We start from the raw sequence: 13,152 nt of genomic DNA on the forward strand, positions 1-13,152 counted from the left end.
GCTTTTGTGTAAGCTGTGCGGCGTAAGTAAGGAGGCTCACGCCACACAGCTTAACCTATTACGTTCTTCAGCTCCGGCTGTTCTACAAACGGCTGGTTGCGTAGGCGCTTCCCGGTGGCCTTGAAAATGGCATTTGCCACGGCTCCGCCAGTAGGTGGCAAAGCCGGTTCGCCAAGTCCTGTTGGGTCGATACCGTTGTTAACGAAGTGTACGTCTATCTCCGGCACTTCCTTCAGGCGAATCAGCCGGTAGTTGTTAAAGTTTTGTTGCTCCGGCGCCCCGCCTTTGAAAGATAGCTTGCTGTACATCGCATGTCCCAGGCCATCTACTATACCGCCGCGCACCTGTTGGTAAGCGCCACTCAGGTTCACCACAATACCACAATCAGCAGCCGCGTAGATTTTATCTATTACCGGCACAGCGTTCTTCAGCTTCACTTCTGCCACCTGCGCTACATAAGAGCGGTGCGAGAAGTATACGCTGAAGCCTTGTGCCACGCCTTTCTTCTTTCCCCAACCCGATTTCTCAGCCGCCAGCTCGATCACACCACGCATACGGTCAATATCATACTTGATCTCTCCAACAGGAGATTTCTTGGCTCTTTCCAGCAGTTCTAGGCGGAACTGTACCGGATCTTTCTTGGCAGCGTGTGCTATCTCGTCCAGAAAAGCCTGTTCGGCATAGGCCAGGAAGTTGGTAATCGGTGCGCGCCATGGCCCGGTGGTGATGGGAGACTGGTGCTCAACCGACTCGATCAGGAGGTTCTCTACTGCGCCAGACGGAAAATTGTCTTCTCTTGTAGGGTTGCCGGAGTTAATACCCACGCCACGTAACTTGTAGCCGATCATGTTTCCCTTCGCATCCAGGGCGGCCTCAAAACGATAGCGCACAGCCGGACGGTAAATACCTCCGGTCATATCATCCTCACGGCTCCAGATTACTTTTACAGGCGCTTTGACAAGGCTCGACAGTTCCGCTGCTTCCAATACATAGTCTGCACTAAGGCGGCGACCGAAGCCTCCTCCAAGTCGTGTCAGCTCAAGGGTTATACTTTCGGGTGCTATACCTAAGAGCTTTGCCACCTGGTCGCGGGCCCTTTCCGGGGTTTGAGTCGGACCTGCCAGTTCTACGCCATCCGGGCGCACATGCGCGAAGAAATTCATCGGCTCCATCGGGCTGTGCGAAAGGAACGGACACTGGTACTCGCTCTCTATTATTTTAGCAGCCTTTTTAAAAGCAGCATCCACATCACCGTCTTTACGGCGAACGGTAGCTTCCGGGCTTTTCAGCAGCTCTTTGAACAGGCGGTCATGGTCGGCGGAACTCTCCAGTGCCCCCTCCTGCTCATAGCTTATCTTCAGCGCCTTGCGGGCCTTCATCACCTGCCAGGTAGATTTACCCACTACAGCTACGTTGTTCTTGAAAGTCACCACATCCACAATGCCCGGCATGGCCTTGGCAGCAGCGGCGTCCACCGACTTCAGCTTCAATCCGAAAGCCTCCGGGCGCTGGATCATGGCGTACAGCATGCCTTCTTTGTAGATGTCAAGGCCATACAGCGGCTGGCCTGTTATCATCTCATGGTTATCTACGTTCCGAACGGCTGTGCCAATGAGTTTGAAATCCTTGTTGTCCTTGAGCTTCACATCAGCCGGAACCGGGACTTTAGAAGCTTCCGTAGCCAGTTCGCCATAGGTAAGCTTTCGTCCGCTGGCGGCGTGCACCACCGTTCCGTTTTCGGTGGTGAGGGAGTTGGCGGGCACCTTCCAGCGCTTGGCGGCTGCCTCAACGAGCATGTGACGGGCTGTAGCCCCCGCCTTCCGGAGGCGCTCCCAAGAGTGCGGTACAGCACCGCTGCCACCTGTCACCTGGCGCTCAAACTTGTTTGTATCTAAGGGTGCCTGCACCACTTTTACTTTCGTCCAGTCTGCATCCAGCTCCTCCGCTACAATCATCGGGAAAGAGGTTTTGATGTTCTGCCCCAGTTCCGGGTTAGGAGAAAGTATGGTAATGATATTTTCCGGGGAGATGGAAAGGTAGCTGTTAAAATCGATGGCAGCTGCCGGGAGCTTAGCCTCATCGATCAGCCCCAGTGCCGATGCCACCGAACTGGTTGTGTTAAAGCCTAAAACCAGTCCGCCGCCCGCTGCTGCGAACAGCTTCATGAAATTACGTCTGCTATCTTGGGTTACGTTCGGCATGGCTTATTTTTGTTTAGTGGCGGCTAATGCTACAGCTTCACGGATACGATGGTAGGTTCCGCAACGGCAGATGTTACCATTCATGGCATTGTCAATCTCTTCTGCCGAAGGTTTTGGGTTCTTGTTCAGCAGGGCAGTGGCCGTCATGATCTGGCCGGCCTGGCAGTAGCCGCATTGCGCCACATCTACCTCATCCCAGGCCAGCTGTACCGGATGGCTGCCATCTTCAGACAAGCCCTCAATAGTGGTTATTTTGGCATTACTGGCGGCCGAAACCGGGTATACACAGGAGCGCATCGCATTGCCATTTACATGCACGGTGCACGCACCACACTGCGCAATGCCGCAGCCATACTTGGCGCCTACCAGACCCAGGTTGTCGCGCAGCACCCACAGCAGCGGGGTGTCCGGCTCTACATCGACCTCATAGCTTCGGCCGTTGATTTGCAGCTTATAAATTGCCATCTCTCTCCTTGTTAAGTTTAAACTCTAAGTTAAGAAAATATATTAATCGGGGAACATGAAAATTCCTGAAAACTCTTATTCATCATTGGGGGTGTTGTCAGTCTGCAGTAGCGCTGCATAATCTTCCGCTGTGTCAATGTCGGTGGCGCCTGCCGGAAAAGAGATGGACGTTACCGCCGACTTATGTTTCATAATGATCTTTTTGGCGCCCTCCTGCCCCTGCAGCGCCAGCAACTCCGGGAAGTATACTTTATCGAACAACACTGGCGTTCCCCATGTACCTTGGTAGGCACTGGCAACGATACCACTTCTTCCATCCTGCTTAGCCTGCACCAGCTGTTTCAATACGGCCGCATCCACATAGGGCTGATCGCAGACCATAAACGTAACATCATCCAACTCTGGCTTCAGCCGTAAAAGTTCACTCAGCCCTGCCCGGATCGAGGATGCCATGCCCTCCTGCCACTCGGGGTTCCGGACGATAGTGACAGCACTGTTGGAAACCTCTGGCAAAAGTATAGCTGCGTTGGCACCCAACACGACCACGACAGGCGAAAAGCCAGTTTCCAGGGCCACTTGGGTGGCACGCTGTAACAGACTTTTCCCCTGGTAGCGAAGTAACTGCTTTGGCTCGCCCAAGCGTGTGGAAGCACCTGCCGCCAATATGACCAACCCGCTTACAGAGAACATCCCAGAAATTTTGCCTGTCTGCCCAGCTCTGGGCTTTCTTTGCCGCGCTCGTGTATAGCACCCTGCTTTTCGCGCAGTGGTGTACCTGGTTTACCTGCCAGCACTGCCTTCATCTCCGCCAAAATGGAAAGTGCGATTTCTTCGGATGTCTCTGCACCCATGTCCAGGCCGGTAGGCCCGTACACCCGCTGCAGCATCTCCTCACTTAAGCGCATGCCCTCGTCCTGCAGCTTCTCCAGCATGCGCTCCAGCTTCTTTTTAGGCCCCAGCGAGCCAATATAAGGAACCTGCAACGGCAACAGCTGTCGCAGCATGGCCATATCATAGTTATAGTTGTGCGTCATCAGCACAAACACCGTTTGTGAGTCGATTGTCAGCTGTGACAGTACTCCTTCCGGCTTTGCCACGATCACCCGCTCAGCCTTCGGGAAACGGGTGCCCGTAGCGTAGTTGGCGCGGCCATCCACTACCGTCACCTGCCAGCCCAGCAAGTTTGCCATGTGCATCAGCGGCACAGCATCGTTACCCGCGCCTACAATGACCAGAGACACGGCCGGCTGCAGCAACTCCACAAAGCCCGTCAACTCGCCGGCAGCAGAAGTATAGGAGTTGGTGAGGGAGACACCGGAATGGAGTACCTGCTGCGCATCAGCCAAGAGATTTTCCTGCAAGTCGGCATCCGGACACACACCAGCCATGTCTCCTTTCTCCGCTATGAAAAGGCAGGTACCTGGTTGTTGGGATTTTGTTTTTTGGAGTGAAAACAGCGTAACGACCACAGCCGATTGCCGGCTGCTCAGAAAGGACTGGAAAAAAGAAATCGGGTTCGCCGGGTCTTTGGGATCGATGGGTTCGATCAGGATCTGAATAATACCGTTGCAGCCCAGGCCTACGCCAAGTGTAGCATCGTCCTCATCGGTGGTATCATAAGTCACAAGCATAGACTTTTGCTGCAGCATTGCAAGCCGGGCTTTGCGTAAAGCATCGCCTTCCAGGCAGCCTCCGCTGATGGCACCGGTCAGCTGCCCGTCGTCACGCACCAGCATACGCGCACCCGGCCTTCTGTAAGAAGAGCCCTGCACCTGCACCACTGTTGCCAGGGCCGTCTGCCGCCCCTCCTGCTGCGCTTCCTCGTATGCCTTGACTATATCCTGTATTTCCTTCATGTATTAGTAATGACAAAGCTGCTAACACCAGTTACCCTTTTCGCTAACAAGATACAAAATTTAAGATGTTAAAGCAGCTTATCCAACGTAACAGGCAGCTCTCGTACCCTCTTGCCGGTGGCATGGAAAATGGCGTTCACAATGGCCGGGGCTACGCTGACGATACCGATCTCTCCGAGGCCTTTCGCCCCCAGTGGGTTCACGATATCATCTTTTTCCTCCACAAAAATCACTTCCATGTCGTGCACGTCGGCATTTACCGGCACATGATACTTGTCCAGGTCATGGTTCATGAAACGGCCCAGGTTGTTGTCCATTACCGCTTCTTCTTCCAGGGCCACACCAATACCCCATACCATACCGCCCAGGATTTGACTTCGGGCTGTTTTCGGGTTGATGACACGCCCCCCGGCAATGGCACTCACTATGCGCGTTACCTTCACTGTACCCAAGTCCTCATCCACCTTCACTTCCACAAAAGTGGCCGCATGTGTGTAGGGGGCATAGTTATCCTGCTTATCGGCAGGTTTACTATCCACTTGCTCCTCAATACTTTCTCCTCCGTTCTGCTTTAGCGCAGCAGTTATAGTCACGGCTTTCGAAGCATCCTGTTGTAAACTGATCTTTCCATCGGTAAAACGTACCTCTTCAAACTTAGCGTCTTTTAAAGGGGAGTTCTCCACCTGCTGTGCCAGCTTAAAAAGCTTTTCACGCACCTTATCACAGGCCGCTTTAACAGCAGATCCAACAGAGGACACCGTCCAGGAGCCGCCCTCCAATGGAGACTTCGGCAGTGATGTGTCGCCAAGCAAAAAAGTAACATCCTGAAGCGGAAGGCCAAGGGTATCGGCAGCGATCTGCGTCATCACAGTATAGGTTCCGGTACCGATATCAGCGGTAGCGGAACTTACCGTCAGTTTTCCGTCCGGACTCAGAACCGCTTTCGCGGAAGCCTCTTTCTGTGTTGCCTCCCAGGCACCATGGGCCATGCCCCAGCCAATCAGGTTGTGCCCTTCCTTCATGGAGCGTGGCTCCGGATTGCGCTTGCTCCAGCCAAACTTCTCAGCTCCCTGCCGGTAACACTCCTTCAGTTCTTTGCTGGAAAAAGGCTTGTCCTGGTTCTGGTCCTTCTCGGAGTAATTCTTCAGCCTGAACTCCACAGGGTCTACACCCGCCTTGTAGGCCAGCTCATCCATGGTGCACTCTAAGGCAAAGATGCCGGTGGTACCGCCGGGGGCACGCATGTCCAGCGGCGTGTATACATCCAGCCCCACCAGTTTGTGGCTAAGCTTCATGTTATCGCACTTATACAGCACGCCGGGCCAGGTAATTACATTTTCGCTGTAGTCCTCAAACTTAGATGTCTCTGCAAAAGCATCGTGTTGTATCGCCTCCAGCTTGCCGTCTTCGGCGGCACCCACTGCCAGGCGCTGCGTGGTTTTTGGCCTGTGGCCAAAGGAGAACATTTGTTGCCGCGTCAGCATCACTTTTACCGATCGTTTCAGCTCACGGGCAGCCAATACAGCCAGGAACAGCTGATACTGCGGACGCAGGCCGGAGCCAAAAGCACCTCCCACGAACGGAGAAATCACGCGTACTTCCTCTTTGTCCATACCGAAGGCATTGGCAATGTACTGCTGGCTGTTATCTACCCCCTGAATCTTGTCATACACGGTTAACTTCCCATCCTTTTCCCATACTGCCACTGATGCATGCATCTCCATCGGGTTGTGGTGTTCGCTGGGGTGGGTATACTCTGTCTCTATCTGAAGAGCTGCGTCAGCAAAGGCTTTCTCAGGCTTACCGCGCGGGTCCGGGGGCGGGGTAGATTTATACTTCTCCGGCACATAAGCCTTCTCGATGTTCGCTTCAAAGTTTGTATCAAATGCATCCTGCTTATACGCTACCTCTACCAGCGAAGCCCCGTAGCGCGCCAGTTCAAACGTCTCTGCCACCACTAAGGCAATCGGCTGCATACTGAACTGTATCTCGGATTGGTACAGCGGGCGGAACGGTGAGCCCGGGGGCGAGTCCTTGTCCTGGTACTTTTCATCGCCCCATACATAGCCGGGCCTGTTCTCGTGGGTGAACACCTGCAACACCCCGTTTACAGCCAGTGCCTTGCTGGTGTCTATGCTTTTTATTTTTCCGCGGGCGATGGCGCTGCTCACCACAAAGCCATAGGTTAGGTCAGGCACGTTAAACTCTGCCGCATACTTTGCCTCACCTGTTACCTTGGCGCGCCCGTCCACGCGGCTGGTGGCTTTGCCTATCTGTTCGTTTTTCATGATGATGCCTCCATTTTGAATGCCTGCTCCAGCGAACGCACAATGGCGCGCTTTGCCAGTTCTATTTTAAAGTCATTGTATCCGTAGCCCCTGGCACCCTCCAAGTATGCCTCTGCCACCTTCTGGAATTGCCCCCGTGTTGCCGGTTTTCCCTGCAGCATGGCCTCCGCCTCCGGTTTGCGCCAGGGCTTGTGTGCCACCCCACCTAAGGCAAGGCGGGCTTCTTTTACTGTATCACCATCCATCTCCAAAGCTGCAGCCACTGATACCAGGGCGAAGGCGTAGGAAGCACGGTCACGAAGCTTCATGTAAGTATAATGTTCCGCAAAACCCTTGGCAGGCAGGTCTATGGACGTGATGATCTCGTCTTCCTTCAGGTTCGTGTCGATGTGCGGGGTATCGCCGGGCAAGCGGTGGAACTTAGCGAATGGGATCACCCGGTCACCGTCCTTGCCGGTCACGTTCACCTTTGCCTCCAGCGCCGCCAGCGCCACGCACATATCGGAAGGGTGAGTGGCGATGCAGTACTCACTGGTGCCTAGTATGGCCAGATCGCGGTTATACCCTTTGATGGCAGAGCAGCCGGAGCCGGGCTCGCGCTTGTTACAGGGGGTGTCGGTGTCGTAGAAGTAGTAGCAGCGGGTGCGCTGCAAGAGGTTTCCGCCATCGGTGGCCATGTTGCGCAGCTGCCCTGTGGCCCCCGCTAAAATAGCATGCGACAGCAGCGGATAGCGTTTCTCTACCTGCTCGTGGTAGGCTGTGTCAGCATTCGAGACCAGTGCCCCCAGCCGCAGGCCTCCTTCCTCGTTCTCCTCTATGGTTTTGAGGGCGATGTTGGTGATGTCCACCAGGTGCCTTGGGGTCATCACGTCTATTTTCATCAGGTCGAGCAGGTTGGTGCCGCCGGCAATAAACTTTGCTTTTTCATGAGAGGTGACGTCGCTAATTGCGCTAGATACATCTCTTGCTTTGGAAAAGGTAAATGGTCTCATCGGGTCTCGCTCCTTTCCAGTGCTTCCTGCACCACTTTTACAATGTTCACGTAAGCTCCGCAGCGACAAATGTTCCCGCTCATCAGGTCGCGGATATCGTCCAGGGTTTTAGCCTTCCCTTCGTTCACCAGGCCGATCACCGAGCAGATCTGCCCCGGCGTGCAGTAGCCGCACTGAAAGGCATCATGGTTGATGAAGGCCTGCTGCACCGGGTGGAGCTCCCCATCTTTTGCCAGACCTTCCACAGTGGTGATTTCCTTGTCTTCCTGCATCATGGCCAGCGTCAGGCAGGAGTTGATGCGTCTGCCATCAACCAGCACCGTGCAGGCACCGCACTGGCCGTGGTCGCAGCCTTTCTTGGTGCCGGTCAGGTTCAGGTGCTCGCGCAGGGCATCAAGCAGCGAGGTCCAGGGAGCTAGCTCCAGCTGCTTTTCAGCCCCGTTGATTCGAAGCTTTACCGTCTGTTTAGGGGGTAAGGCGGGGGAGTTGTTTTCCATAGTAGTTAAGCGTTTAAAGGTAAAAGCGCCTGTCCGTCCCGGGCCAAGCAGGTGGTAAAGAGAGAGTAATTATATAGAAATAGTCTTACGCTCCTGCTTTTGTTATTGTTGGCAAAAGCGCTGCCATGGGCCGCATCAATTAAGTAAATAGGAAGTATAAGGAAGAGTAAGCCCGCTGCCGGAGTTTGTCACGTATACTTCCCCGGACATTGCAGTAGCTATTGCTTACCTTTGTACCCGACAAGTATAAAATTACATGAAACTGATCGGAAACATACAGGACATCAAGTATAACCGCGAGAACCGCAACGCAGGAGTTGAGCTGCACATCAGCAAGGTAGAGTACATCACACACAAAAAGGACGGCCGCTTTTTCCAGCCTTTTGACCTGGAGGTTGAGCTGGAGGAGCCGATCGTGATTACCGGTGATCGTCTGTCCCGCATCCAGAACAAGCAACTGGAGGAGGGAGAGTATGAGTTTGAGGTGTACGACCTGGAGGACGACGAGTATGTGCTAAACCCCGACAAGGAGCTGTCGCTTACCATCACCTATGACTTCGACACCGATATCACCATTTTGTCTGAGCTGTATTATACAGAGACTGTTTCGAATGAGGAGTTTAAGGAGCTGAAGGCCCAGCACATCAAGCAGAAGAAACAGCAGCAGAAAGGCCGCGGCAAAAAAGGCCGCTAAAGAGCCGATTTATACTTGGCGGGATAAAGAAAGGGCAGCTTAAACGTATAAAGCTGCCCTTTCCTATTTAGCCTGATGTTTAGCCTTAACGCCTGTCACTCAATAACACTCTTGAGTTGACGAGCCTGATGAACTCTGCCCGATAGCCTTCCGCATCCTTGCCGAGGGCGCCCTGCACCAGTTCCAGCACCTGGGCGTAGGTGGCGTTACCCTTAAACTCAGAATCGCGGAGCAGCATGCCAAAAGAGGCGACCGCCGCCGCAAACCGGAAGTTATCGGAGGTATTGCCCGCATCCAGGGCCTTGTCGGAAACCGTGGTGGAGATGAGCTTGCTCTTGCTGCCCTCCGGCTCCTTATACCGCAGTTTCAGCGTCAGGATCTCATCGGTGGTGCTGGGCTGTTTGTTCAGCTGCGTTTGCTGGTACTTCAGCTTGTCCACTGCTCCCGTAGCTGTTCCCTTTGCACCTACTGGCACGATCTCGTAAAGGGCGGTTACGGTATGGCCGGCACCGAGCTCGCCCGCGTCTTTCTTGTCGTCGTTAAAATCCTCGCTCTGCAGGGTGCGGTTCTCGTAGCCGATCAGGCGGTAAGCCTTTACCTTGGCCGGGTTAAACTCCAGCTGCAACTTCACGTCCTTGGCGATGGTAAAGAGCGTGCCGCCGAACTCGTTGATGAACACTTTCTTCGCCTCCAGGATGTTGTCTACATAGGCATAGTTGCCGTTGCCTTTGTCAGCCAGCTGCTCCATGCGGGAGTCTTTCAGGTTGCCGGTTCCGAAACCCAGCACCGTCAGGAAAATACCTGTCTCGCGCTTCTGCTCGATCAGCCGGTTCAGCTCCCCGTCGCTGCTCACGCCCACGTTAAAGTCGCCGTCTGTGGCAAGTATGATCCGGTTGTTGCCGCCCTTCCTAAAATTCTCCTGCGCCACCTGGTAGGCCAGGTTTATGCCTGCGCCGCCCGCCGTGGAGCCGCCGGCCTCCAGTTGGTCCAGCGCCTGCAGTATCTTGTCTTTATGGTTACCGGGCGTGGAGGGCAGCACCAGCCCCGCCGCGCCGGCATACACCACAATGGCTACCCTGTCCTGCGGGCGCAGCTGGTCTACCAACAGGTTAAGACCGGATTTTAGCAGCGGCAGTTTATCCGGGCTGGCCATGGAACCAGACACATCCAGCAGGAACACCAGATTAGAAGGCGGGAGGTTATCCGTGGGGATCTCCTTGCCTTGCAGGCCGATGTGCAGCAGCTGATTCTCCTGGTTCCAGGGGCAGGCGGAAAGCTCGGTAGTCACAGAAAAAGGGTCTTCCCCGGTCGGCTGCGGGTAATCATAGGTGAAGTAGTTCACCATCTCCTCGATGCGCACAGCATCAACCGGCGGTTTCTGTCCATTGTTCAGGAAGCGGCGCACATTGCTATAGGAGGCCCTGTCTACGTCAATAGAGAAGGTGGAGAGCGGCGACTTTTTCGCATCCTGGAAGGTACTCTCCTTCAGGTGGGCATAGTTCTCGGTGTTGTGCAGTACCTCCTGGTCGTAGGCAATATAACTGGTAGTATGCTTCTGCACGGCTATACCGGACGCAATACCTCTTATTTTTATTCTTTCCTTCACAACAACTTCGTCGCCCGTCACCACAACTTCCTGCAAGGCTGTGTTATCCACCTGAAGCTGCACATCTACTACACGCTTGCTCCCCACCTTCACCTCTTTGTCCTGATAGCCGATAAACCTGAAAACAAGTATGGCTTTCTCGCTGGATACCTGCAGGCTATACTTGCCATGCTGATCGGTGGAGGTTCCGGTTCTCGTTCCTTTCTCCAGAACGGTAACACCCGGCAGCGGCGTACCGCTATCGGCGTCAGTTACGGTGCCAGTAATACTTATCGACTGGGCTTTTGCCTGCAGCCCCAGCATCAGCAGGGCCAGCAGCAATGTGTAAAGATGGTTTTTCATGGCTTTATGCGTTTGTTTCCTATAGGATGCGGCCCTCCCGGAAATTCCATAAGCCCTTCTGAAAAAAAATTCCTTTCTTTAGGAAAAGATACTCCAGATGCTGCCCTTTTTCCTCAAGCTGTTCACAAACGCCAAGCCGCCTCCTCCGGATGCGGAACTGCTGCGCCTGTACCGGCAGAGCGGGGAACTGGAGCACCTGGGCGAGCTTTTTCAGCGGCACTCGGAAATGGTATACCTGGTCTGCCTGAAGTACCTGAAGGATGAGGAGGAAAGCAAAGACGCCACCATGCAGCTTTTCGAGCACCTGACGACGGCGTTACTAAAGCACGAGGTGGATAATTTTAAAAGCTGGCTCTACGCCACGGCCAAGAACCACTGCCTCATGAAACTGCGACCGCAAAAGGGGGCGACAGGGGTTTTCAAAGAAGAATCGCCACCTGCGCTTATGGAAAACCATGAGCCGCTGCATCTTACAGAGGCAGAGCAGGCCGAGGAAACGGAACAGCTTTTGCAGCAGGCCCTGCAGCAACTGCCGACAGAACAGTATACTTGCGTAGAGCTGTTTTACCTGCAGCAGAAAAGCTACGCTGAGATTGTTACCCTGACGGGTTATGAACTGAACAAAGTAAAAAGCTATATCCAGAACGGGAAGCGGAACCTTAAAATTTACATGGAGAAACACCATGCCACACGATAAGCACCACATACTTTGGCCAGACGGCGACCACCCTTCGCTGGAGCTGCTGCGGCAGTACCAGCAAGGCGATCTGCCCGCTGCCCTGCACCACCAGCTGGAGCGGCACCTGCTGGGCTGTGCCCTGTGTGCAGACGTGCTGGAAGGTATGGAGGTGTCCGATGCCGGGCAAACCAAAGCCGCTGTAACCGACATTAACCAACGCATACAGGCGCAGGCGCAGCAACGCAAGGAGAAAGCTGCCCCGGTGTACTGGCAGAGTGCTGCGGCCATACTTATATTGGTGGCCTCGGCAATGCTGGTGCTGTACTATAATTACCAAAAGCAGCAGCCGGCGCAGGAGCTGGCAAAAACAGAGATACTAGCTGACGAAGAATTGCCCAATGTGGCTGCCAATGAGCCGGTAGCACCTGCAGCGGCGGATACCCAAAGCACTGAAATCTCGGAGAAAAGTATAGCCGCCGTTACGCCTGCCAGAAAGTATACTTCCCCGTTGGTGAGGGCGGATGCCGAGGAGGTATCGGACCTTGAGTTTGACTTAGACGATGCCGTAGTTGAGGAGGAGGTTCCAGATAATGAAGCCTTGGATACTGTATACCTGGCAGATAAAGGCGAAGCAACCACTAAAAAGTCATCTAGTCAGGATTACGCCACCATAACCGAAAGCAAGCCCCTTGCCTCACCTAGCATGGCAGTGGCTCCTGAATCGCTGGATGTTTCCAAAGCGCTGTCTGGAAAAGTGGCAGGAGTTTCCATCAGGGGAGTAAGTACTGTCAGACCCAGAAACAACTCTGCGGCTAATCAGAAGCAGATTACAGGGCGGGTACTGTCGGAGGAGGGGGAGCCGCTATCGGGGGTGGCAGTTCTGCTAAAGGGCAAGGCCATTGGCACGGTGACCGATGCCGAGGGGAATTACAGTTTGGCGCTGCCGGAGGGGGAGCAAACGCTGCGCTTCAGCTTCATTGGCTTCGAAACCGCGGAAAAGACACTGGCCCAAAACGATACCTCTGCCGATATCACTATGGCCCAAGACCAGAGGTCGCTGAGCGAAGTAGTGGTGACCGGCTACGGCGTGCAGCGGGAAGTGCCGGAGAAAGTATCCCCGATGCCTGTCCCAAGGATGCGTCAGTATAAAAAATACCTGCAGGAAAACAGCAGAACAGTTCCGGTATCAGGAAAGGTAAAAGTGGCCTTTACCGTGGGCACGAACGGAAAGCCGCAGCAGATCAGGGTGGTGAAGAGCCTGTGCCCTGCGTGTGATGCCGAGGCCATCCGGCTGGTGCAGGAAGGCCCGCGCTGGAAACCTGGCCAGGAGAACGGCCAGCCTGTGGAGCGGGAGGTGCGGCTAAGTATAAAGTTCAAGGATTAAGGCGTACACCCTTGCAGGTATACGCCCTAATCTTTCTTTATCTCAGTTTGATTCTGATAATTTTTAATACTTATTGCGCGAGCGTCCACGCTCGTGACTGGCTATTTTTGGGCCTCTGGCCCAGTTGAGTTGCAAACTCAACACCATT

At 54.3% G+C, this 13,152-nt stretch carries 11 protein-coding genes; 3 read left to right on the forward strand and 8 right to left on the reverse strand.

The genetic code is table 11. The features are described from left to right. Positions 1 to 50: 50 nt before the first annotated feature. The 7 genes from OO017_RS13445 to OO017_RS13475 form a co-directional block, all read right to left on the reverse strand. Positions 51 to 2,201 carry a xanthine dehydrogenase family protein molybdopterin-binding subunit gene (locus OO017_RS13445; RefSeq protein ID WP_266053020.1) on the reverse strand — a complete coding sequence of 717 codons (2,151 nt, stop codon included), beginning with the start codon at positions 2,199 to 2,201 and terminating at the stop codon, positions 51 to 53. 3 nt (positions 2,202 to 2,204) lie between these two features. Then, a complete protein-coding gene (locus OO017_RS13450) occupies positions 2,205 to 2,666 on the reverse strand; it encodes a (2Fe-2S)-binding protein (protein WP_304608501.1) in 462 nt (153 codons plus the stop codon). Between the two features lie 75 nt (positions 2,667 to 2,741). After that, positions 2,742 to 3,356, reverse strand: a complete 615-nt coding sequence (locus tag OO017_RS13455) for a nucleotidyltransferase family protein (RefSeq protein WP_266053022.1) — start codon at positions 3,354 to 3,356, stop codon at positions 2,742 to 2,744. Continuing rightward, positions 3,344 to 4,522, reverse strand: a complete 1,179-nt coding sequence (locus OO017_RS13460) for an XdhC family protein (RefSeq protein ID WP_266053024.1) — start codon at positions 4,520 to 4,522, stop codon at positions 3,344 to 3,346. Before OO017_RS13460 ends, OO017_RS13455 begins: the two co-directional genes overlap by 13 nt. Positions 4,523 to 4,590: 68 nt before the next feature. Beyond that, positions 4,591 to 6,810 (reverse strand): xanthine dehydrogenase family protein molybdopterin-binding subunit, encoded by a 2,220-nt coding sequence (locus OO017_RS13465; RefSeq protein WP_266053025.1) that lies wholly within the window; start codon positions 6,808 to 6,810, stop codon positions 4,591 to 4,593. Next, a complete protein-coding gene (locus OO017_RS13470) occupies positions 6,807 to 7,802 on the reverse strand; it encodes an FAD binding domain-containing protein (RefSeq protein ID WP_266053027.1) in 996 nt (331 codons plus the stop codon). Before OO017_RS13470 ends, OO017_RS13465 begins: the two co-directional genes overlap by 4 nt. Then, entirely contained in the window at positions 7,799 to 8,299 is a 501-nt protein-coding gene (locus tag OO017_RS13475) for a (2Fe-2S)-binding protein (protein WP_266053028.1), read from the reverse strand. Before OO017_RS13475 ends, OO017_RS13470 begins: the two co-directional genes overlap by 4 nt. Positions 8,300 to 8,555: 256 nt before the next feature. Between OO017_RS13475 and OO017_RS13480 the strand changes: the two genes are divergently transcribed. Continuing rightward, complete coding sequence (locus tag OO017_RS13480) at positions 8,556 to 8,993, forward strand: hypothetical protein (RefSeq protein WP_266053029.1); 438 nt, start codon at positions 8,556 to 8,558, stop codon at positions 8,991 to 8,993. Between the two features lie 85 nt (positions 8,994 to 9,078). Here the strand turns inward: OO017_RS13480 and OO017_RS13485 are convergent, their stop codons facing one another. Further along, complete coding sequence (locus OO017_RS13485) at positions 9,079 to 10,941, reverse strand: vWA domain-containing protein (protein WP_266053030.1); 1,863 nt, start codon at positions 10,939 to 10,941, stop codon at positions 9,079 to 9,081. Between the two features lie 97 nt (positions 10,942 to 11,038). Between OO017_RS13485 and OO017_RS13490 the strand changes: the two genes are divergently transcribed. After that, positions 11,039 to 11,638, forward strand: a complete 600-nt coding sequence (locus OO017_RS13490) for an RNA polymerase sigma factor (RefSeq protein ID WP_266053032.1) — start codon at positions 11,039 to 11,041, stop codon at positions 11,636 to 11,638. Next, entirely contained in the window at positions 11,625 to 13,004 is a 1,380-nt protein-coding gene (locus OO017_RS13495) for a TonB family protein (RefSeq protein ID WP_266053034.1), read from the forward strand. Before OO017_RS13490 ends, OO017_RS13495 begins: the two co-directional genes overlap by 14 nt. Positions 13,005 to 13,152 lie beyond the last annotated feature (148 nt).

Origin of the sequence: Pontibacter anaerobius, assembly GCF_026241195.1 — a bacterium.
Taxonomy (GTDB): Bacteria; Bacteroidota; Bacteroidia; order Cytophagales; family Hymenobacteraceae; genus Pontibacter; species Pontibacter anaerobius.

Coding starts and splice junctions, on each gene's coding strand:
- OO017_RS13445 (WP_266053020.1), bottom strand. CDS start 2,201: ATGCCGAACGTAACCCAAGATAGCAGACGTAATTTCATGAAGCTGTTC.
- OO017_RS13470 (WP_266053027.1), bottom strand. CDS start 7,802: ATGAGACCATTTACCTTTTCCAAAGCAAGAGATGTATCTAGCGCAATT.
- OO017_RS13495 (WP_266053034.1), top strand. CDS start 11,625: ATGCCACACGATAAGCACCACATACTTTGGCCAGACGGCGACCACCCT.
- OO017_RS13490 (WP_266053032.1), top strand. CDS start 11,039: ATGCTGCCCTTTTTCCTCAAGCTGTTCACAAACGCCAAGCCGCCTCCT.
- OO017_RS13475 (WP_266053028.1), bottom strand. CDS start 8,299: ATGGAAAACAACTCCCCCGCCTTACCCCCTAAACAGACGGTAAAGCTT.
- OO017_RS13480 (WP_266053029.1), top strand. CDS start 8,556: ATGAAACTGATCGGAAACATACAGGACATCAAGTATAACCGCGAGAAC.
- OO017_RS13450 (WP_304608501.1), bottom strand. CDS start 2,666: ATGGCAATTTATAAGCTGCAAATCAACGGCCGAAGCTATGAGGTCGAT.
- OO017_RS13485 (WP_266053030.1), bottom strand. CDS start 10,941: ATGAAAAACCATCTTTACACATTGCTGCTGGCCCTGCTGATGCTGGGG.
- OO017_RS13460 (WP_266053024.1), bottom strand. CDS start 4,522: ATGAAGGAAATACAGGATATAGTCAAGGCATACGAGGAAGCGCAGCAG.
- OO017_RS13455 (WP_266053022.1), bottom strand. CDS start 3,356: ATGTTCTCTGTAAGCGGGTTGGTCATATTGGCGGCAGGTGCTTCCACA.
- OO017_RS13465 (WP_266053025.1), bottom strand. CDS start 6,810: ATGAAAAACGAACAGATAGGCAAAGCCACCAGCCGCGTGGACGGGCGC.